Below are 20260 nucleotides of genomic sequence, written 5' to 3'. Positions count from 1 at the left end.
CTGGGTGCGCTCCCCGCGCCTTCCGGTGCGTATGCCCCAACACCTCCGACCGCGGTAGTAGCGTGTGGGATGTCTCGGGGGTGGCCCGGGGGCACCGTCGATGGGAGTCGGCGCGTACCCCTCGGTCCCCGACGATCACCGCTCAACGGAAGGAGTCACGGTGGTTAGGGACAAGAGGCTCGGCTGGCGATTGATCGCCGCTACGAGCGCGCTCGCCATGGTGGCGGCCGCGTGCAACGGCACCGACGACGACGGTGTCACCGTCGACGACGACGGCGAGGAGACCGCGGCGCCCGAAGGCGACCCGGAAAACTACTGCGAGGGATCGACCGAGACGGACCTCGTCTGGGCGCACGAGCAGGAGCCGCCGGACCTCCACCTCGACGATCCGGCCAACAACCTGTCGATCGCGTCGTGGATCCAGCAGGGCATGCTCGAGGGCCTGTACGGCATCACGAGCGACATCCTCTTCGTTCCCGAGCTCCTCGAGGACGAGGCCGAGGTCACCGAGAACGAGGACGGCTCGGTCACGGTCGACTTCACCCTCCGCGAGGGCATCCAGTTCTCCGATGGCGAGCCGATCACCGGCCAGACCATCAAGGACAACTTCGACCTGTACATGGACGAGGCGTTCGCGCTCTCGACCCGAGGCGACTACGAGACCATCGACCCCGACAGCTGGGAGATCGACGGGCAGAACTTCTCGTACACCATGCCTGAGTTCTTCGCCGGCTGGCCGAGCCTGTTCGCTCGCGTCCTGCCGACCCACGCCATCGGTACCGAGGGCGAGGCTGCCAACGAGGCCATGCGCGAGTTCATGGTCGACGGTGAGCCCCTGCCGGCCTCCGGTCCGCTGCAGTTCTCCAGCTGGAACCGTGGTGTCGACATGACCCTCGTCCGCAACGACGAGTACCACGGCTCCAACCCGCTGAACGACGACGTCACCAACCAGGGCATCGCCTGCATCACGGGTGTGACCCTCCAGTTCGTGACCGAGACCGACGCGCAGATCAACGCGGTGCGCAGCGGCGAGGCCGACTTCATCTTCACCCAGCCGCAGGTCCCGTTCGGTGAGGGCCTGGCCGACGACCCGAACGTGACCGCAGCATCGGGTCCGTCCGCGGCGTTCGAGCACTGGTCCATGAACATCCACAACCCGCACCTGAACGACGCCGACGTGCGTGAGGCTCTGGCCTACGCCATCGACAAGGGCGTCGTGATGGAGAGCCTCTACGAGCCCCTCTACGGCGACGTCCTGCCGCTGGAAGGTCTCGGTGCGACCTACTGGCTCACCGGCGAGTACTACCAGGACCTCCAGGGCGAGCAGGGCTACGGGCAGGGTGACTTCGACAGCGCCAACGAGCTGCTCGAGGGTGCCGGCTACGAGCTCAACGCCGACAACGTCTGGGAGCACCCGGAGCGTGGCCCGCTGACCCTGCGGGTCTCGACCACCGGTGGCAACCAGCTCCGTGAGCTCCAGCAGCAGCTGCTGCAGGACCAGCTCAGCGAGGGTGGCTGGGACATCCAGATCGACAACCTGCCGGGTGCGGATCACTTCTCCCAGCAGTCGTTCAGCCCCGGCAACGTCGCCTGCTCCGTGAGCGGTGGCGACGACGGTGCGACCGTCACGCTCGCCAGCGGCGACGAGGCCACCGCGGACTGCGGTGTCGTCGACATCGTCCAGTTCGCGTGGGTCGGCGGTCCCTGGCCCGGAGGCCAGAGCGTCGCGTTCAAGACCGGTTCGGAGAACAACCCGCACGGGTACTCCAACACGGACCTGGACGCGCTGCTGGACACCTGCGACCAGACGATCGACGACGACGAGCGGGCCGCCTGCTACACGGACGCCGATCGGTACGTCACCACCCGCACGGTCGACGAGGACGGGCTGATCATCATCCCGTTGACGACGAAGCCGAACTTCTTCGCCTTCTCGGACCTGAACCTGCAGCAGGGCGCGACCGCGGTCGACGCGAACGACGCCGGCCCGCTGGTTCACGCGGTGGACTACCTGCCCCACTGATGCACGGGCGGTGATCGATGCGGAGGGGGCCCGGTGACGGGCCCCCTCCGTCGTACGATGTGCGCCGGAGGGCACGCGGCCGTTACCAGCCGGCCAGGAGCGGCACCAAACCCTCGTGCTGTCGGTGCGCGCCAGAGCGCACCCAGCATCTCGGAGCGCGCCCGCCGATACAGTGTCGCGCGGGAGAACCAAGGGCAACGTCGGGCAAGGTGAGGAAGGCCGCTCGTGTTCGCGTACGTGCTGCGCCGGGTCATCGCGACCATCCCGTTGATGCTCATCGGGACGTTCATCATCTACACGCTGACATCCCTGGCCAGCGACCCCCTGGCCGAGCGCATGGCGACCTGTCAGCGCAACTGCGAGATCCTCCGCGAACGCATCATCGAGGTCTACGACCTCGACCAGCCGATCCCGGTCCGCTACGCCAACTGGATGGTGGGTGCCGTCCAGGGCGACATGGGTACGGCCGTCAGCGTCGGCAACCAACCCGCGTTCGACGTGGTCCTGGAGCGGGGCAAGAACACCGCCCGCCTGGCCCTGCCGGCCTTCGTGATCATCGCCGGCCTCTCGATCGCCCTGGGGGTCTTCTCGGCGGTCCGGCAGTACTCCAAACTCGACTACGCCGTGACCGGGTTCTCGTTCCTCGGCATCGCCTTACCCACCTTCGTGTTCGGCTTGATGCTGCAGGCCCTAGCCATCTGGCTGCTGCGCAACACCGGCGAACGCATCTTCTTCACCCAGAGCATCCGCACGGTCGAGCAGCACGGCTGGCTCCAGATGTTCCAGAGCCACGCCCTGCCGATCGCCACGCTCATCCTGGTGTTCACCGCGTCCGAGTCCCGGTTCATGCGCGCCTCGATGCTCGAGGTCATCAACTCCGACTACATCCGCACCGCACGGGCCAAGGGTGTGCCACCGAGGCGGGTGATCTTCAAGCACGGCCTGCGCAACGCCATGATCCCCCTGGTGACCATCTGGGCCATCGACTTCGCGGCCATGGTGGGTGGTTCGATCGTGACCGAGAGCATCTTCAGCTGGCCGGGGCTCGGCACCCTGCTGCTGCGTGCCATCAACCTGACCGATCTCGACCTGATGATGGGCATCGTGCTCGTGCTGGCGGTGCTGGTGATCTTCTTCAACCTGCTGGCCGACCTGCTCTACGGCGTGCTCGATCCGAGGATCCGTTATGAGTGAGAACCTGCCCCCAGGCGGCACCGGGACCGACGATCCGGCGCGCGACCCGATCATGGATCCGGCCCCCGTCGAGATGGGCAACCAGCAGGTCCTGATCGACGAGCGCGAGGGCGTCGAGATCATCGGCCGCAGCTTCGGCCGGCAGACCTGGGACCGCTTCCGGCGGCACAAGCTCGCCCTGGTCTCGATCGCCGGCCTGGTGCTGATGACGGCCTGGTTCTGGTTCGGGCCGCCGTTCTCGGAGTTCGGGGTCACCCAGACCTCCCGTGCGCTGCGCGAGGGGCCGTCGGCCGTGCACCCGTTCGGGACCGACACGATCGGGCGCGACCTGTACGTGCGGGTCCTGACCGGCGGTCGCTTCTCGATCCTGATCGCGATCGTGGTGTCGCTGCTGACCACCGCGATCGGGACCCTCCTCGGGGCGCTGGCCGGCTACTTCGGCGGCATCCTCGATACCATCATCGACCAGCTCACCAACCTCGTGCTGATCGTCCCGGCCATCGTGGTGCTGCTGGTCCTGGCGCCGGCATTCGGGTCGAGCCCGATGGCGATCGCGGTCCTGCTCGCGCTGCTGCTGTGGCCCCAGATCGCACGCGTCGTGCGGGGCCTGTTCCTGCAGTACAAGGCCCAGGAGTTCGTGCTCGCCGCCCGCGCCGCCGGGGCCCGAGCGCCACGCATCATGTTCCGCCACATCCTGCCGAACGCCTTCGGGCCGATCATCGTCAACGCGACGCTGCTGATCGGCATCGCGATCATCCTGGAATCGACGCTGTCGTTCCTCGGTGCCGGGGTGCAGCCGCCGACCCCCACGCTCGGCAACCTCATCGACCAGGCCAAGGGCAGCATCGAGACCAAGCCGTCGGCCGTCTTCATCCCGGGTGGTTTCATCGTGGCCATCACCCTGTGCATCAACTTCCTCGGTGACGGTCTGCGCGACGCCCTCGACCCGACCTCCCGGAGGGGCTGAGCGTGCCCGCACCCCTGCTGTCCGTCAGCGACCTGGCGGTGACCTTCAAGACCGACGACGGGCTCGTCAGGGCCGTCAACGGCGTGAGCTTCGACGTCCACCCGGGCGAGACGTTGGCGATCGTCGGTGAGTCCGGTTCGGGCAAGTCGGTGTCCGCGATGGCGGTCATGCGCCTGCTGCCTCGGTTCGCCGAGATCACCGGATCGATCGAGTTCGAGGGCCAGGACCTGCTCGCCTTGACCGATCGGCAGATGCGCAAGCTCCAGGGCAGCCGCCTCGCCATGATCTTCCAGGATCCGATGACCGCGATGAACCCGGTGTTCACCGTCGGCGACCAGCTGGTCGAGGCCATCCGGGTCCACCACAAGAACGTGTCGAAGAAGGCTGCTCGGGCACGCTCGGCCGAGCTGCTCGAGCTGGTCGGCATCCCCGAGGCGGCCAGCCGGCTCGACAACTTCCCGCACGAGTTCTCCGGCGGGATGCGTCAGCGGGCGATGATCGCCATGGGCATCGCCAACGAACCCTCGCTGCTGATCGCCGACGAACCGACCACGGCTCTGGACGTGACCATCCAGGCCCAGGTCCTCGAGGTGATGCGGACCGCGCAGGAGGCGACGGGCGCGGCGATGCTGCTGATCACCCACGACCTCGGGCTGGTCGCGGGCGTCGCCGACCGGGTCCAGGTGATGTACGGGGGCCGCCTGTTCGAGACCGGCGGGACCGACACCATCTACTACCGCTCGAGGAACCCCTACACCCGCGGTCTGATGTCGTCGATCCCGTCGGCGGCCACCCGCACCTCCGAGCGTCTCGAGCCCATCCCGGGGTCCCCGCCGTCGGCGATCAACCCGCCGCCCGGCTGCGTCTTCCGTCCGCGGTGCCCGTTCGCCACGCAGATCTGTCACGACGAGGAGCCGGCGCTGCGGCCCTACGAGGGCGACCACAACCACCAGACCCGCTGCCACCACGCCGAGGAGCTGCCGGCCTTCGGTGACGAGATCATCGGGAGCACGGCATGAGCGCGGCCCGTACCCCCGTCCCGGCCGCCGGCGGCCAGCCGGTGCTCGAGATCGTCGACCTCGTCAAGCACTACCCGATCCGCGCCGGGCTCCTGCGCCGCGAGGTCGGACGCGTCCACGCCGTCGACGGGGTCAGCCTGTCGGTCCAGGCGCGCGAGACCCTCGGTGTCGTCGGCGAGTCCGGCTGCGGCAAGTCGACCCTCGGTCGCTCGCTGCTGCGGCTCGTCGAGCCGACGGCGGGCAGCGTGCGCTTCATGGGCGAGGACGTCACCGCGGCGTCCACGGCGAGGCTCCGGGAGCTCCGCAAGCACCTGCAGATGGTGTTCCAGGACCCGTACGCCTCGCTCAACCCGCGGCTGCCGATCCGCGACACCGTCGGCGAGCCGCTCATCATCCACGGCAGCAGCAAGACCGACGCCCGCAAGCGGGTCAAGGAGTTGCTGCAGGCCGTCGGACTGTCGCCCGAGCACGCCAACCGGTACCCGCACGAGTTCTCCGGCGGTCAGCGGCAGCGCATCGGTATCGCCCGTGCGTTGGCGTTGCAGCCCGAGGTCATCGTCCTCGACGAGCCGGTCTCGGCGCTGGACGTGTCGGTGCAGGCCCAGGTCATCAACCTGCTCGAGGACCTCCAGGACGAGTTCGACCTCACCTTCCTGTTCATCGCCCACGACCTGTCGGTGGTCCGGCACATCTCGGACCGTGTCGCGGTGATGTACCTCGGCCACATCGCCGAGCTGGCGGCATCCGACGTGCTGTACGAGGAGCCGGCGCACCCCTACACCCACGCGTTGATGTCGGCGGTGCCGGTCGCCGATCCGCACGCCGAACGGTCGCGTGAACGCATCATCCTGGAGGGCGATCTCCCGTCGCCGTCGAACCCGCCCTCGGGCTGCCGGTTCCACACGCGGTGCCCGATCGCCGAGGAACGGTGCCGCGTCGAGGTACCCGAGCTGCGTGAGGTGGCACCGGGCCACGAGGTCAGCTGCCACTTCCCGATCGCGCCGGGCGAGACGCTGGTCGACCGGGTGCGCTCGCTCGGCCGCGAGGTGCAGATCGCCGAACCGGTCCCGGTCGAGACCGAGTAGCACGCCCCGGGCGCGGGGGACCGTCGGCAGCGAGCTCCGGTCACGAACCGCGCTGCCGCCTGCGGTACAGGTGGGTGGGCGGGACGCCGTCGTGCGGTGGGGGAGCCCGCATGGCCACCGGCCGCTCGGCGTGTTCGAGCAGGCGGCGGAGCTCGTCGTGCTCCTCGCGGCTCTCGACGCGGTCGGTCAGCAGCCACCGGCCGCGCGGGCGACCGCGCGCGATCAGGCCACCGGAGATCCGGGGGTCGCCCTTGGACTCACGTCGCTCGACGACGTTGCGCGCCACGGTGGCCGAGCTCGGACGGCTGCGCTCGATGGCCACGACCCGCTCCCACGGGACGCGCTGGCGGCGGAGCAGGCACACGCGGGTGAGGCCGGTGCGGTCGAACTCCACGCGGCGGGGCATGTCCCCGACTGCGACGAGACCCGCGGCCAGGCCGACCAGCAGCAGCACGAGCGGCACGATCGCCGGCCCGCGGCCGTCGATGAGCGCCGCTGCACCGAGCGCCACGAGCACCAGGGGGGTGACCGCGGCGGCGAGGAGCCCCCGCACGCTGGTGTGGACCACGACCTGGTCGGGGCCGACGGGAGGCAGGGAGGGGCGGAGAGGTTCCACGAGGGTCCCAGGCTACCGGCCACGCATCCGCCCCTCGGGCCGTCGTCCTCGCTACGCTGACCGAGGAGCCAGCGGGACGGCCCGCGGCAGAAGCGCGAGAACCACGGTGAGCCGGCGGAACGAACCCCTGGAGGCGTTGCTCGGACCTCTCGAGCAGGACGTCATGGACGTGGTGTGGCGGCTCGGTGACACGACCGTGCGTGACGTCCACGGCGATCTCGCTGCGCGGCGCAACATCGCGTACACGACCGTCATGACGACCATGAGCCGCCTGGCGAGCAAGGGGCTGCTGGTGCGGGACACCGAGGGCTTGGCGCACCGCTACCGACCAGCGGTCAGCCGTGACCGCTACGCCCGGTCGGCGGTCCACGACGTCCTGTCGTGGCTGCTGGAACGCTACCCCGAGCCGGCGGCGTCGTACCTCGCTGACGTCGTCCACGACATCGACGACGTCAGCCTCGATGAACTGCGCGCCGCGGTCGAGCGGCGTCGGAGCCAGGAGCCCTAGCCGGTGGGCGACTCCCTGGGGCTGCTCCTCAGCCTGCCCGTCGAGTCCGTGGCGGTCAGGGCCATCCTCGCTTCCGCGGCCGGGGTCCTGCTCGTGCGCGCGCTGTTGCGGACCGGGGTGCGTTCCGTGGGCGCGCGCGTCGCCACCGCGTTGGCGCCGGCGGCAGCCCTCTTGGCGGTGCTGCTGCTCTCGTCGCGCGACGGGCTCCAGCTGCCGACGCTGATGACGCCCGCCGAAGCGGTCGATGCCCTGGCGGTCCCGGTCACCGACGGCTACCTGCACTTCGCACCGGTCGCGCTGCCGCTGCTGATCGGGTTCTGGGCGCTGGTGGCCGGCACCCGGCTCACTCGCCGGGCACTGGCGCACCGCAGCGCCCGCCTGGCGGCACGATCGGCCGAACGGCTCGAGGTCCCGTCGGCGCTGATCACGGCGGCTGCCCGGGTGGCCGGGCGGCTGCGGGTGCCGGTGCCCGAGCTGGTCGTGCTGCCGACGTGCGCCGGTGGTGCCTACGTCGTCGGGACACGCCGGCCCGTCCTGGTCGTCGGCGCTGCGCTGGTCGAACAGCTCGACCGTGAAGAGCTCGAGGGCGTCCTCGCTCACGAGTTCGCGCACGTCAAGCGCCGTGACAACCTGGTCGCGACCACGCTCGGGGTCCTTCGGGACCTCGTCTTCTTCGTCCCCGGTGGTGGCTGGGCGGTGGCTCAGCTGCACCGCGAACGGGAACGCGCCGCGGACCAGGTGGCGGTCCGAGCGACGGGTCGGCCCGGTGCGCTCGCCTCGGGCCTGCTCAAGACCCTCGAGGTCGCTCCCGCCCCGACCCCACGCCACCCGTGTGCCGCCCTGGCCCCCTCGGCGACCCTGGTCGAACGCGTCCGCGAACTGGTCGAGGAACGGCCGCCGGTGTCCCGGTTCCGCCGCGGCTCGGAGATGGCGGCGGTCGGGTCGGTCACGGCCGTGGCGGTGGTGCTGGCGGTCGCGGTCCCCGCTGCGGTCGCCGGACCGGACCGGCAGCGTGATGCGGTCGCGCTGGTCTGGTCGGCCCCGGCGTCCGGTCCGGGTGCGACCGAGGCTGCCGAGGCGGTCCCCGAAGCACGGGTCTTCGACGTGTACCGCCGGGCCCGTCTGGATGTCGACGGCGGCCCGGCCGTCGGTGGTGTGGTCCGCATCGACGCCTCCACCCTCGATGACCGGCCGAGCACCTGGCGCGCCTGCGCCGATCCGGCGACGTGTCCCGAGACCGACGTCCGGGGCCTCGGCCTGGTGCCGCGCCCGGTGATCACGGTCGACGCCGAGCTCACCGACCGCTGGCAGGCCACGCCGGCCTTCCGCACGCCGGCAGCGGGTGACGGCCTGTCGATCCCGGCCCTCTACTGGCTCCAGCGCGTCGGCTGACCAGCACCACGGTTCCGGGAGCGACCATCCGCTACCATCCCGGGCCACGCGACCGCTCCGGCGTCCGTGTCGCTGGACCGTCGCTCCTCCGCATGCTCCGAGGTTCCCGTGGACACCCTGACCGTCATCATGATCGTGCTGCACCTCATCCTCGCGGCGTTCCTGATCCTGTTCGTGCTGCTGCACCGCGGGCAGGGTGGCGGTCTGTCGGACATGTTCGGCGGCGGGTCGGGCGGCGGTCTGCAGGGGTCGGCGGTCGTCGAGCGCAACCTGGACCGGTTGACGGTCCTCAGCGCCCTGGCCTTCACGGCCACCAACATCACGCTCGTGGCCATCTACTGACGATGTGGTCCCGCGGACGACGCAGCCACACGCGTCGCCGCAGCTTCGCGCTGCTGCTGGCCCTCCTCCTGCTGACGGCCGCGTGCACCGGCGACGACACCCCTGATCCGCAGCCACCGGCGTCGCCGACGGCTGCGCCGGAGGATCTGCCGACCGGTGGCGGGACGCTGCGCATCGGCCTCGCCAACGATCCGCGGAGCATCGACCCACGCTTCGTCGCCGACGAGGAGGGCGAGCTGATCGTCGGTGCCCTGTTCGAGCCGCTGGTCCGCATCGACGCCCGGGGCCGAGCGGTGCCGGGCGCCGCGCGTGCCTGGTCGGTGTCCGACGACGGGACCGAGATCACCTTCACCCTCCGCGAGGCGACCTTCCACGACGGCCAGCCGGTCACCGCGACCGACGTGAAGCGCACCTTCGACCGCATCGCCGACGGGACGGCGGATCCGCCCTCCTTCCTGGCCTACCTGCTGAGCCCCATCGTCGGGGCGGACGCCGCGGCGGAGGGCGGCGGCGACCTCGAAGGCGTCGAGGTCGTGGACGAGACGACGGTCGTGATCCGGCTGGTCGAACCCCAACCGCGGTACCTGCTCACGCTCGCCGATCCGTCCCTGGTTCCGACGCCGGAGGCAGCGGACGAGGACCCCGAGGGCTTCGGCGAGGCACCGATCGGCAACGGGCCGTACTCGCTGGTCGGCCCGCGTGAGCCGGGCGGCTTCGTGCGCCTCGCACGGGTCGAGGGCCACCACCGCGAGCCGGAGCTCGACGAGGTGGTACTGCAGATCTACCCCGACGATCCCGCCCGGAACCGCCAGTGGGCCGACCTGGAGGCTGGTCTCCTGCACGTCGCCGACGTCGGCCCAGCACACCTCGAGGAGGCGGCGGCGACCTACGGGATCTCGGAGGACGGGTCGAGCGGACCGGGCCTGCTCGACGGAGCGACCAGCACGGTCACGATGCTCGGCTTCGACCTGACCGTGCCACCGTTCGACGACCCGGTGGTGCGTCGCGCCCTGTCGCAGTCGATCGACCGGGACGCCCTGGTGGAGGAGGTGTTCGGTGGCACCCGTCGGTCCGCGGATCGGCTCGTGCCCGAGGGCATCCCGGGCAGCCAGAGCGGCGCGTGCGACCACTGCCGCTACGACCCGGAGGGCGCCGCAGCGTTGCTCGAGGACGCCGAGATCGAGCTTCCCGAGGAGATCGAGTTCACCTTCAACCGTGGCGCGACCAACGCGGCCGTCGCCGAACGCATCGCCGCCGACGTCAGTGACGCGCTCGGCGTGGAGGTGGTCCTCGTCCCGTTGGAGCTCAGGGAGTACGTCCCGGCGGTCCGACGTGGCGAGGCACCGTGGTTCCGCCTCGGCTGGGAAGCCAACGCGCCGGACCCGGGGGCCTACCTCGATCCGTTGTTCCACTCCCGCAACGTCGGGCTCGACAACCTGACGCGGTACGCGGACGAGGAGACCGACGAGCTGCTGGACGCCGGGCGTCGCGCCACCAGCGAACCGGAGGCGGTCGAGGCCTACGCAGCGGCGGAACGCCGGATCCTCGACGCGGTCGCGGTGGCGCCGCTGGTGGTCAACGAGCACGCCCGCGTCGTCACCGAGGACATCGAGGGTCTCGTGTGGCTGCCGTCCGGGCGCGTGGACCTGGCGGTCGTCCGGTTCGTCCAGGACTGAGCCAGTGCGCTCCCGGAGGGCTGCTCTCGGCCACGGTGTGCGGGTGCCGAGCGGTGTTGCCCCGCGTTGGCGACCCCCGTCGGTGACGGCTACGCTCCCGCACCCGCGCGGCGCTGTGCCGCGCGAGTCACGCGCGAGTGGCGGAACTGGCAGACGCGCACGGTTGAGGGCCGTGTCCTGGAAACAGGGTGGAGGTTCAAGTCCTCTCTCGCGCACGTGGCAGCTAGACCCCTCTAGCAGCCCAGATACTGCAGAATAGACGGAACGCCCCCGACCGGTGTCGGGGGCGTTCCTGATGCTTCTGACACCATCCTGACACCATGAGAACGGTGACCGTGTGTTCGTGGGTGTCGGCTCGGGTGTCGGTGGGTGTCATCGGTCGCCGAAGATGGCGGTGGCGGTGAGTTCGGCGGCGGTGGCGTCGTCGCCTTCGAGGGCGTGGGCGTAGACCTGCATGGTGACGGCGGGGTCGGCGTGGCCGATGCGTTCGGACACGACCTTGATGGGCACCCCGGCGCGTAGCGCGAGGGTGGCCCAGGTGTGGCGTAGGCCGTGGACGCCGATGCGGGGCAGGCCGGCGCGGTCGACGTGGTGGGTGAAGGTCTGGGAGGCGCGTTTGGGTGGGATGGCGGTGCCGTCGGGGCGGGTGAAGATCAGATCGTGGTCCTGGCCGTGGGTGGACCAGGCGGGACCGGCGGCGAGCCGCTGCTCGAGTTGTCGGCGGCGGTGGTCGTGGAGGACGGCGAGGGTGCGGGTGTCGAGCGCGATGGAGCGTTCGCTGTCGTCGCTCTTGGCGTCGTGCTGCCAGATGGTGACGCCGTCGGCGACGGTAACGGTCTGGCGGATGGTGAGACGTGCGCCGTCGAGGTCGCTCCAGCGCAGCGCGAGCGCTTCGGCGCGTCGTAGGCCGGTGGTGGCGATGAGGAACCACAGGGGGTGGAGCTGGTCGGGGTGGTCGCGGGTGTGGTCGAGGAAGGCCAGGAGCTGGTCGCGGGTCCAGCAGTGGTCGCGGGCGTTGCGTGAGCGGGCCCGTCGGGCCTTGGGCGGGTTGGCGAGGTCGGCGACGTTGCGGGGCAGGTAGCCGCGGGTCACGGCGGCTTGGAGCGCGACGTGGAGGCAGCCGTGGATGTTGCGCACGCTCTTGGCGCTGAGGCCGTCGTGCAGGTCGGGGTGACAGCCGACGGTCTGGCAGGTGCGGCCGTCGGTGCGGCAGGGGCCGCGACGTTTGCCGTTGACCTCGAGGGCGCGGTAGAGCTGGTCGAGGTGTTCGGGGGTGAGGTGTTCGAGGCGGATCCCACCGATGCGGGGGTTGATGTAGCACTCGATGGACTGGCGGTAGTCGGCCAGGCTGGTGGGCTTGAGCGAGAGCCCGGCGAGCCAACCGCGTAGGTAGTCGGCCAGGCGTTGGCGGCCCTGCGCGGGGTCGCGACCGAGGCCCTGTTCGTGACGGGCGAGCGCGTTGAACCGTCCTGGATCTGATGGAGACTCGGTTCATTGGATTCCAACCGGGTGGCTGGTCTCCGCTCGCTGACTGTAGGTGGCGGTCTCGAACTCCACGGGAGGGATGTCACCCAGGGTGGAGTGCAGCCGTTCGTGGTTGAACCAGTGGACCCAGCCGAGGGTGGCGAGCTCGACGTCGTCGACGTTGCGCCATGGTCCCTTTCGGCGGATCAGCTCGGTCTTGTAGAGGCTGTTGACGGCTTCTGCCAGGGCGTTGTCGTAGCTGTCGCCGACTGATCCGATGGAGGGGACGGCGCCGAGCTCGGCGAGCCGCTCGCCGTAGCGGATGGAGGTGAACTGCGAGCCGGCATCGGAGTGGCAGACCAGTCCTTCGAGCTGGCTGTTGCGTTTCCATCGGGCCATCTCGAGCGCGTCGAGAACCATGTCGGTGCGCATGTGGGTCGCCACCCGCCAGCCGACGATCATCCGCGAGAACGCGTCGGTGATGAAGCACACGTAGACCGCACCGCCCCAGGTCGGCACCACGGTCAGGTCGGTGACCCACAGCAGGTTCGGCCGCTCGGCGATGAACTGCCGGTCCACGAGATCCGGGTGACGTGCCGCGGAGGCGTCCGGTCGGGTGGTCCGGATGCGTTTGCCCCGACGGGCGCCCTGGATCCCCAGCTCACGCATCAACCGGGCGACCTGGTCGCGACCGACCGCCTCGCCGGCGCGCTGCAGCGCCTTCCACATCTTGCGGATCCCGTAGACCTCGTAGTTCGCGGTCCACAGCGTCAACAGCAGCGGCATCAGCACCGCATCCCGCAGCATCCTCGCGGACGGCTCACGGGACTTGGCGGCGTAGTACGTCGACGGGGCGATCGGCAGCTGTTGGCAGATCGGCTCGACCCCGAACTCGTCCTTGTGCGCGTCGATGTAGGCGACCATCACCTCTGTGGGCGGTCGAGCTCCGCCGCGAAGAAAGCCGACGCCGACCGCAAGATGGCGTTGGCGCGCTTCAGCTCCCGGTTCTCCTGCTCCAGTTGCCGCAACCGCTCCGCATCGCTGCTCGTGGTGCCGGGCCGCTCACCGCCGTCGATCTCGGCCTGCTTGACCCACTGGCGCACCGACTCCACCCCGTAGCCCAGCTGCTTGGCGACCCGGGCGACCGTTCCCTGGGTAGCCCCGAGCTCGGTACGCAACGCCTGGACCATCCGCACCGCCTGGGCCTTCTCCTCAGGGCTGTACCGACGCGAGTTCGGCGTCCCCGACGGACCGATCGTGCTCATGGCTCCTCCTTGATTCCAAGGTTAGGAGCCTCCACCGATCCCAGGACGGTTCAGCAGCGCGACTGGGCTCGGGTTGGCCGCCGTGCGTGGGCCGTGTCCCGGCGTCGGGTCAGTCTCCGAGGTGCAGGGCGCGGTGCAGGGTGCGGGCGGCTTGGGCTCGGGTGATGGTCGTGGTCGGGCAGAAGCGCCGGTCGTCGCAGCCGCGCATGATCTCCTCGAGCGCCACGACCGCGATCGCGTCGATGTGGGGTGAGTCGGGCCGGACGTCGGTGAAGTACCAGTGGTAGCCGCTGCCGTCGACGTCGGGTTCGAAGCTGCGGTCGATCAAGGTGGCGGTCTCGTCGCGGCGCAGGCCACGGGTGGGGCAGTAGCGGCCGGGGGCGCAGCCGCGCACGATCCCGGCCCGCTCCAGGGCGGCGATGGCGCCGGCGTGGACCGAGTCGGGGTCGACATCGTCGAAGGTTGGCTGGCCGCCGCGTTCGAGTTCGAGCGCTCGGGCCAGCAGCGAGGCGGCCTGGGCGCGGGTCAGCGGGTCGGTGGGGCAGAACCGGCCTCCGCCGCAGCCCAGGGTGATGCCGCGGGCGGCCAGGGTCCGGATCGCCTCGGCGTGCTGGTAGCCGTCGGGCACGTCCACGAACCGCGGGCGTGGGTCGGTCCCGGTCACCTCGATACGGCGTTCCGCCACGTTGTACGCGTGATTGCCGTGCAGGCAGTCGACGTACACGTGGTACATGCCGGGCAGCAGTCGGTCGGGGATGCGTAGCGCCGTGTGCCACGACCCATCGGCCAGCACCGGCGCCCTGACTCCGTCGAAGTCATCGCGGGTCAGCCCCGAGCCGGGCTCCACCACCCGCGACATCATCACGAACACGTGTCGGCCGGGTGTGTCCGGCGCGATGAAGCACACCCCCGAGGCCCGCAGGAGCTGGCCCTGGCCGACCTGGCGGTCGGGCGAGAGCTCCAGGGTGGTCCGACGGCCATCATCGCCTCGCGCCGCAGCCGGGCCGGCGCCTGCCGTCAGCGTCAGCGCTGCAGTTGCTGCCACCACCAGCGCGGTGACCCGTGTGGTCGGACCCACCATCGTCTCCTCGGTCGGGCTCAGAAGGTCTGCGCCGGACGGGTCACCCCGAGCTGGATGCGGTTCGCACCCTCGGCTGCCGGCTTGTTCGCGTAGCGGTACAGGAAACGCGCGACCTGGGCGCGGGTGACGGCGTTGCCCAGCGAGAACGTCGTCGAGGTAGTGCCCATGACGATCTCGTACTTCTTACCCCAGGTGACGGCCTGGGCGACCTCGCCACTGGTCGCCACGTCACTGAACCCGTGGCTGGTGCCGTGGTTCGGTGACCCGGCGAAGCGGTGGAGCATCACCACGAACTGGCTGCGGGTGACGTTGTTCGCCGGGCAGAACGACGTGCTGGTGCAACCCGCGGTGACACCCTTGGCCCGCGCCCACCGCGTCGCCACCGAGAAGTACGCACTGGAGGGCACGTCGTCGAAGTGGGCACCGAGCGGCGAAGTGGGTGAGCCGGCCATCCGGTGGAAGAACACCACGTTGTGGGCCCGAGAAGCGTTCGCGCTCGGCGAGAAGTTCGTTCCGTCGCCGGTGCCCCCCGCGATGCCCGTGTCCGCCAGCCAGTAGATCGCCCGGGCGAAGCGCGGCGATGGTCGTCTCGTCGAAGCGCTGCGGGTCGATGGTCGGATGATCGGCCAGGACGTTCCGCCGCATCTCGTCGAGGATCTGCCCCGACCATCGCGGCTCGTAGTAGCCCATCGCGGCCAGGGTCAGCATCACGTCGCGAAGCCACTGCGGGTACAGGACGTTCGCGTCGAGGACCGCGACCAGGTCGTCGGGGCGGCTCACCGCAGACCCAGGTTCTCCTCGGCTTCGGCGAGGCGGTCGAGCTGGTCGAGCTGGCGGTCACGGTGCGCCTTGAACTCGCGGAGCGCCTCGGCCGGAACGAGGTGCCGGTTGCCCTTCTTGCGGTAGGGGAGCCGGTCGGCCTTGAGCAGCCGGGTCAGGTACGGCCGCGAGACGCCGAGGAAGTCGGCCGCTTCGGTGGTGGTCAGCAGCGGCTCGGTCCCTGAGGCCAGGCCGTGGACGACCTTGTGCAGGGTCTTGAGCGTCTGGCGGGGGAGTGCGACCGGCTCGCCGTCGCCGACCACGACCACGGTCGGCTGATCGCTCGCGGCACGCAGCGCGCTCTCGAGCTGCTCGTCGAGCGCGGTGAAGCGTTCCGCACGGTCGTTGTCCATAACCGAACTCCTCGGCCTGTATCTGGAACAAGTGTAACCACAAGTCGAAGAGGTGGTCGGGTGTCGATCTCGCCTCGTCTACGGATCTCGGATGCGATCGTGCGGTCGGTTCGTGCACCGTGCCCTGACACCATCCTGACACCATGGGAGCGGGAAACCGGTGACATCCGACGGAACCGGTTGGAACGACACCGTCGTGTTTCCGCAGGTCAGAGGCACGAACATGCAACGCGCGACACGGCAGCGGATGGCTCCCGCATAGTTGAGGGCCGTGTCCTCGAAAGAGGGTGGAGGTTCAAGTCCTCTCTCGCGCACCACCAGCAGGGGAGTTGCCCTGCAGCCAGATGCCCCGGACGGAGCTCCTCCGACCGGGGCATCGTCTCGTCCGGGCCCGCCTGAGCCGGAGGTTGCACGCACCGATCGGCACCGGACGGTGGCCTCTCGTCGAGGAGACGACGAGATGCCGACCAGCCCCTTCCTCACCAAGCTGCGGACCGATGCGATGGTCGCCGGTCGCGAGTCCGCTCACGCAGCGCCGACGGCGTACCGGCACCTCGTCGCGGTGGATGACCTGCCGCCAGTGGTGGTCCTGACGCTGCCGTCCTTGGCTGCTGCCGACCTCTCGGTCCACAGCGTCCGCTTCGACCGGCAGGGCCGAGCTTCCACCCGGCAGCTGCTGAGCGAACTGGCCTGGGACGCCACGACGCGGCTGAGCGTCGAGGTCGACCGCGGCGCTCAGGTGCTCTGGCTGCGCGACGCCGAGGCCGTCGGTGCCCGCGGGGAAGGCCCGGTCACCTGCGCGTGCGAGGGCTGCGCTCACCCCATCCCGCTACCGACCTTGCCTGGTGCCACCCGCGTCGCGGTCGAGACGGTCCGCGTCGATGCGAAGTGGCAGCTCTGCCTGACGCCGGGTCTACGCCAAGCCATCGGCGTGACAGGCGCTGTTGGTCAACCTGCCGACCCTCGAGGCGGTGGCCGTGGTTGCGCCCAGCGCACTTCTTCGGCTCCTACTGGCCGGCGGGCTGGCGGAGAGGCCTCCAGCGGCCGTCAACGACTTCGACACCCTGATGAGCGAGGAGCATCTGTGATGGACGACCGAATCCTCGAGTGGGCCGACGACCTCAAGCACACCGCTGACCGCAAGGGGCTCGACCTCGAGGCGCTCATCGCGGCGTTGCAGGACCAGAGCTCCGCGGCGGCGCCCGCGGCTCCAGAAGGCGGCGCTAACGGCTCGGGGCCGACCATCGCCGAGTACGTCCCGGTCGTCGTCCGCTCGTTGAGCGGTCGGAAGACCGAGACGCGACGCACCTACAGGACCGCGCTGCGGCTCCTGGCCGACGGTTTCGCGCTCGAGGACCACGTTTACGCCCGAAACGGGGGAGAGGCGCGCTCGAAGCCGTGGCCGGACGACCGCGTCGCTCGTTGGCTCCACCACGCTCGCCGCATCAGTCGTGAGTGGGACTTCGCCGTGGACAGGAGACCGGCGACGGCGCCATGCGCACCTACGTCTGCGCCATGCGCTACGCGTTCAAGCTCGCCGCCGGCGACGGACTACTGCCGACGAACGCGGACCCAGCCGGCGCCCTGTCGCTCCAGGGGACGGCGCCCGACACCCGCCACCCGCTCGCCGAAGCCCCGCAGCCGGTCCGACGACGGGGGCGGTGAGGTCCGAACGCCGGCCGTGGTCCTCGCGGTGGGCGGTCGTCCCAGCGATGGCTGGGACATCTGTGTCGAGGCCTCGACGTTCCAGCGTCGCGCTGATGCGCTCGCTCTGCGCGCCGGCCACCAGGGCCGGCGGCGGCGCCGAGGAGGCAACGATGAGCGACGAACACGACCCGAGCCTACTCTGACGATGTCGCTGAGGCGCTCCTCGACATCGCGTCGGCGAAGCCGAGCCTGTCGATCGCGAGCCGCCGAGCGTTGGTAGCCGTCGTCGCGGATGCCAACGTGCCCGCGCGCACACGTGGCGCCGCAGGGTGGACCATCGCCGAGGCCGGAACCTTCGATGCGGGCGCGCTGGCGGCCGTCGACTACATCCAGCCGTACGGTGCTCGCGCGCTCGTTACCGCCGCAGCGCGCGCAGGCCACGCCCCTTCCCAGCACGAGATCGGTCGCGCGATCAACTGACCCAGGACCGACGATGGTGTGTTCGACCTGCTGGCCGTCGGTGCGTGAGGTGACCTCGTACGGGTCGACCGGCTCCTCGTCGTCGGCGCAGCTGCAGGTGACGCTGGTGTGACCGAACCGGTCGCGCAGCACAGCGGCGGTGGCGTCCAGGTGGCGGGGTGTGCCGGAGATCTGCCATCGGCCGGCGCCGTTCGGGGAGCTCCACGTCAAGGTCGGCTCGTTGCACGTTGCACGCATCGTGTCCGGCATCCTTCCGCCTGCAGCGAGGGTGCGTGCGGCGGCGGGGCAGGCAGCTGGCTGACGTTCAGGTGACCGTCACGCACCGTCGGAATGGACCGGACCGGAGAGAACGTGGCAGAGGACCCAGATCCAGCCGGCGGGCGGTTACCGCCAGGCAAGCGGTGCTACAACCGTCCGTCCGCCCTCGTGACGGCGGCGATGTCTCTGCCGTTCATCATCGGCTACGTCGCGGAGGCTGCGACGTCAGGGGTTTCGGACGGGTACTTCTTCGCGGCCCTGTTCGCGCTTGGCGTGTGGCGGGTCGCCGGCGCGTACGTCAAGGCCGACGGGGACGTGCTGGTGGTCCGCAGCATGTGGCGCACCCGTCGGGTGCGGACCGCCGATCTGGACCGGCTCGAGCTCCGGATGCACGTGCGGTTCCACCGCGCGGTGCTGTTCACCGCCGAAGGCCGGCGGGTACCGGCGCTGGCGGCGATGTGGTCGGAGCGTCCTACGAGTGTGTTCGTCCGCCTTCTTCGTGAGGTGGAGTTCCACACCGGTGTCCCGCAGACGCTGCCGTACTGGACACGCCCGATCGCGTGAACGTCGACGGGCTGTCGCGCGCCGGCCACCTGTGGCTGCCGCGGGCCACCGCAGGCGCGCGGCTGAGGCGACACCGAGCGTGGCGGGCGCACGCCACGCGTCGTTGGGGAGGTTGCGGACGTCGCACGGTGGAAAAGGGTCTCGCCCGCACGGTCCCGAGCGGGCGCGATCTGGACCTGGAGACGCCCGCGTGAAGACCCGTTCGAAGTTCGCGACGACGACCGCCGCGGTCGTCGTCGCTCTGACGGTAGGCCTGGTACCTGCCTCCGCAGCCGACGAGCGTGCCGCTGACGCGCCCGCCTCCGAACAGGTGGAGCTCGACCTCAGCGCGGAGGCTGCCGCTATCGCCCGCGACACCGGCGTCCCGGTTTCCGAGGTGGAGCAGGCGCTGCTGAACGTGGACCGGATCGACGCGACCCACCGGCTGGCACGCACGCTGCTCGGTGGCGCGTTCGCCGGGTTCTGGACCGAGCCGGCGACCGCCCGCATGTCCGTCGCTGCCGCGGGCGGTGTGCCACCGGCTGTTCAAGCCCGGCTCGTTGCGGTCAGCGAAGGTCTCGACCTCACGTTCGTTGCCGCCGTACACCCGCTGCGTGACCTCGAAGCGGTGGTCAGGGTGCTTCCCGACGACCTGGGATGGCACCAGGCCGGTGTCGACCCTGTCGCGAACGCGGTCGCGCTGGAGGCGCATCCTGGACGAGGCGCGCAGGTTGCAGTTGAGGTCGCCGCCCGGTTCCCCAACATCCCGTTCACGGTGAACGAGAGCGAACCGGTCGAGCTGGCACAGCTCGTGCCCGACACGTGCGTGAGTCGTAGGAACTGCACCCCGGTCGCCCGCGGAGGGGTCGAGATCTTCTTCGGGCCGGAGACGACCGGGCCGCGGCCGGTGTGCAGCTCGGGCTTCACCGGTGTTCGGGACGGCGCGCACGTGGTGTACACCGCAGGGCACTGCCAAGGCGCCAACGTTCGAGTGAGCCACGCCGGTGTCACCTGGGGCACGATGCTTGTCTCACGGTTCAGCGGCGACACCGACGGGGCGGTGTTCAGCCAGGTCGCACCGTGGCAGCCGAGCAACATGGCGTACTGGAACGACAACGTGAAGACGCACCGCATCACCGCGCGCAGGGTCACCGCCGACCAGTACGTCGGCGAGGCCAGCTGCAAGCTCGGCCGGACCACGGGGAACACCTGCGGAACCATCACTGCGGTCAACCGGGACATCATCGTCGGCGGGACGCTCTTGACCGGGCAGACGTTCACCAACGCCTGTGCTCTGCCTGGTGACTCCGGAGGGTCGGTCCTGCGGACCAGTACCGCTCAGGGCATCGTTTCAGGCGCAAGGTTCCACTTCGACGAAGCTGGAGGTGCGGTGTGCCCACGCCAGGCCGCAGATCGGCTCATGTCGTACACCCCGATCCGGAGGATCGAGGCCCGCGTCGGCGGTGTGGTGCGGACAACGGCCCCGTGATGGACTCGGCCGCACGCCCCGACGGACCACGGTCCAGCA

Annotated in this window: 19 protein-coding genes, 1 tRNA gene, 1 pseudogene and 1 other annotated feature; of the genes and pseudogenes, 14 read left to right on the top strand and 7 right to left on the bottom strand. The window is 70.2% G+C overall.

Annotation, left to right across the window (positions count from 1 at the left end; translation table 11 throughout):
* The first annotated feature begins 160 nt into the window (after positions 1-160).
* The 5 genes from NITAL_RS18350 (at position 161) to NITAL_RS18330 (ending at position 6288) form a co-directional block, all read left to right on the top strand.
* Positions 161-2023 (top strand): ABC transporter substrate-binding protein, encoded by a 1863-nt coding sequence (locus NITAL_RS18350; protein ID WP_169786889.1) that lies wholly within the window; start codon positions 161-163, stop codon positions 2021-2023.
* Between the two features lie 225 nt (positions 2024-2248).
* The gene (locus NITAL_RS18345) at positions 2249-3217 is read left to right on the top strand and encodes an ABC transporter permease (RefSeq protein WP_052667604.1); all 969 of its coding nucleotides are present in this window, start codon (positions 2249-2251) and stop codon (positions 3215-3217) included.
* Positions 3210-4184 carry an ABC transporter permease gene (locus NITAL_RS18340; protein ID WP_052667603.1) on the top strand — a complete coding sequence of 325 codons (975 nt, stop codon included), beginning with the start codon at positions 3210-3212 and terminating at the stop codon, positions 4182-4184. Before NITAL_RS18345 ends, NITAL_RS18340 begins: the two co-directional genes overlap by 8 nt.
* Before the next feature lie 2 nt (positions 4185-4186).
* Complete coding sequence (locus NITAL_RS18335; RefSeq protein ID WP_052667602.1) at positions 4187-5203, top strand: ABC transporter ATP-binding protein; 1017 nt, start codon at positions 4187-4189, stop codon at positions 5201-5203.
* A complete protein-coding gene (locus NITAL_RS18330) occupies positions 5200-6288 on the top strand; it encodes an ABC transporter ATP-binding protein (protein ID WP_052667601.1) in 1089 nt (362 codons plus the stop codon). Before NITAL_RS18335 ends, NITAL_RS18330 begins: the two co-directional genes overlap by 4 nt.
* Positions 6289-6328: 40 nt before the next feature.
* Here NITAL_RS18330 and NITAL_RS27485 read toward each other — a convergent pair whose 3' ends face one another.
* Entirely contained in the window at positions 6329-6904 is a 576-nt protein-coding gene (locus NITAL_RS27485; RefSeq protein WP_052667600.1) for a hypothetical protein, read from the bottom strand.
* Positions 6905-7010: 106 nt separating this feature from the next.
* Between NITAL_RS27485 and NITAL_RS27480 the strand changes: the two genes are divergently transcribed.
* The 5 genes from NITAL_RS27480 to NITAL_RS18300 all read left to right on the top strand — a co-directional run bounded on the left by NITAL_RS27480 (position 7011) and on the right by NITAL_RS18300 (position 11037).
* Positions 7011-7412 carry a BlaI/MecI/CopY family transcriptional regulator gene (locus NITAL_RS27480; RefSeq protein WP_052667599.1) on the top strand — a complete coding sequence of 134 codons (402 nt, stop codon included), beginning with the start codon at positions 7011-7013 and terminating at the stop codon, positions 7410-7412.
* 3 nt (positions 7413-7415) lie between these two features.
* Positions 7416-8804, top strand: a complete 1389-nt coding sequence (locus NITAL_RS18315; RefSeq protein ID WP_052667598.1) for a M56 family metallopeptidase — start codon at positions 7416-7418, stop codon at positions 8802-8804.
* Between the two features lie 108 nt (positions 8805-8912).
* Positions 8913-9146: a preprotein translocase subunit SecG gene (secG, locus tag NITAL_RS18310; RefSeq protein WP_211262504.1), complete on the top strand. Its 234-nt coding sequence runs from the start codon at positions 8913-8915 to the stop codon at positions 9144-9146.
* Between the two features lie 2 nt (positions 9147-9148).
* Entirely contained in the window at positions 9149-10822 is a 1674-nt protein-coding gene (locus NITAL_RS18305) for an ABC transporter substrate-binding protein (RefSeq protein ID WP_052667597.1), read from the top strand.
* Between the two features lie 131 nt (positions 10823-10953).
* Positions 10954-11037 (top strand) — tRNA-Leu (locus NITAL_RS18300).
* Between the two features lie 157 nt (positions 11038-11194).
* Here NITAL_RS18300 and NITAL_RS18295 read toward each other — a convergent pair.
* The 6 genes and pseudogenes from NITAL_RS18295 to NITAL_RS18260 form a co-directional block, all read right to left on the bottom strand.
* On the bottom strand, positions 11195-11959 hold the full coding sequence (locus tag NITAL_RS18295) for a site-specific integrase (protein WP_052667596.1): 765 nt from the start codon (positions 11957-11959) through the stop codon (positions 11195-11197).
* Between the two features lie 354 nt (positions 11960-12313).
* A protein-coding gene (locus tag NITAL_RS18285) for an IS3 family transposase (RefSeq protein ID WP_245617689.1) occupies positions 12314-13551 on the bottom strand; the annotation gives its coding sequence in 2 pieces (ribosomal slippage) (positions 12314-13248 and positions 13248-13551; 1239 coding nt in all).
* Positions 13136-13249: a sequence feature (AL1L pseudoknot), on the bottom strand. Its footprint overlaps the gene before it by 114 nt.
* 109 nt (positions 13552-13660) lie before the next feature.
* The gene (locus tag NITAL_RS18275; protein WP_052667594.1) at positions 13661-14629 is read right to left on the bottom strand and encodes an S-layer homology domain-containing protein; all 969 of its coding nucleotides are present in this window, start codon (positions 14627-14629) and stop codon (positions 13661-13663) included.
* 20 nt (positions 14630-14649) lie between these two features.
* The gene (locus NITAL_RS26655) at positions 14650-15084 is read right to left on the bottom strand and encodes an S-layer homology domain-containing protein (protein WP_157041939.1); all 435 of its coding nucleotides are present in this window, start codon (positions 15082-15084) and stop codon (positions 14650-14652) included.
* Between the two features lie 36 nt (positions 15085-15120).
* Positions 15121-15252: pseudogene (locus NITAL_RS29635) on the bottom strand (S-layer homology domain-containing protein); the annotation flags it as partial.
* Positions 15253-15408: 156 nt separating this feature from the next.
* Positions 15409-15804: a helix-turn-helix domain-containing protein gene (locus NITAL_RS18260; RefSeq protein WP_052667591.1), complete on the bottom strand. Its 396-nt coding sequence runs from the start codon at positions 15802-15804 to the stop codon at positions 15409-15411.
* A 1494-nt stretch (positions 15805-17298) separates the two neighbouring features.
* Here NITAL_RS18260 and NITAL_RS27470 point away from each other — a divergent pair.
* The 4 genes from NITAL_RS27470 (at position 17299) to NITAL_RS18245 (ending at position 20221) form a co-directional block, all read left to right on the top strand.
* Positions 17299-17469 carry a hypothetical protein gene (locus NITAL_RS27470; protein ID WP_169786888.1) on the top strand — a complete coding sequence of 57 codons (171 nt, stop codon included), beginning with the start codon at positions 17299-17301 and terminating at the stop codon, positions 17467-17469.
* A gap of 282 nt (positions 17470-17751) precedes the next feature.
* Positions 17752-17931 carry a hypothetical protein gene (locus NITAL_RS18255; RefSeq protein ID WP_052667590.1) on the top strand — a complete coding sequence of 60 codons (180 nt, stop codon included), beginning with the start codon at positions 17752-17754 and terminating at the stop codon, positions 17929-17931.
* Between the two features lie 351 nt (positions 17932-18282).
* Positions 18283-18753 (top strand): hypothetical protein, encoded by a 471-nt coding sequence (locus NITAL_RS18250; protein ID WP_157041937.1) that lies wholly within the window; start codon positions 18283-18285, stop codon positions 18751-18753.
* 190 nt (positions 18754-18943) lie between these two features.
* Positions 18944-20221: a S1 family peptidase gene (locus NITAL_RS18245; protein ID WP_052667588.1), complete on the top strand. Its 1278-nt coding sequence runs from the start codon at positions 18944-18946 to the stop codon at positions 20219-20221.
* Positions 20222-20260 lie beyond the last annotated feature (39 nt).

Source organism: Nitriliruptor alkaliphilus DSM 45188 (assembly GCF_000969705.1).
GTDB lineage: Bacteria > Actinomycetota > Nitriliruptoria > Nitriliruptorales > Nitriliruptoraceae > Nitriliruptor > Nitriliruptor alkaliphilus.
This window is presented reverse-complemented; position numbering and strand designations above follow the sequence as displayed.

What these genes read in the sequence shown, in the direction of transcription:
- NITAL_RS18330 (WP_052667601.1), top strand. Translation starts at nt 5,200, where the DNA reads ATGAGCGCGGCCCGTACCCCCGTCCCGGCCGCCGGCGGCCAGCCGGTG.
- NITAL_RS26655 (WP_157041939.1), bottom strand. Translation starts at nt 15,084, where the DNA reads ATGGCCGGCTCACCCACTTCGCCGCTCGGTGCCCACTTCGACGACGTG.
- NITAL_RS18340 (WP_052667603.1), top strand. Translation starts at nt 3,210, where the DNA reads ATGAGTGAGAACCTGCCCCCAGGCGGCACCGGGACCGACGATCCGGCG.
- NITAL_RS18305 (WP_052667597.1), top strand. Translation starts at nt 9,149, where the DNA reads ATGTGGTCCCGCGGACGACGCAGCCACACGCGTCGCCGCAGCTTCGCG.
- NITAL_RS27470 (WP_169786888.1), top strand. Translation starts at nt 17,299, where the DNA reads ATGCGCACCTACGTCTGCGCCATGCGCTACGCGTTCAAGCTCGCCGCC.
- NITAL_RS18260 (WP_052667591.1), bottom strand. Translation starts at nt 15,804, where the DNA reads ATGGACAACGACCGTGCGGAACGCTTCACCGCGCTCGACGAGCAGCTC.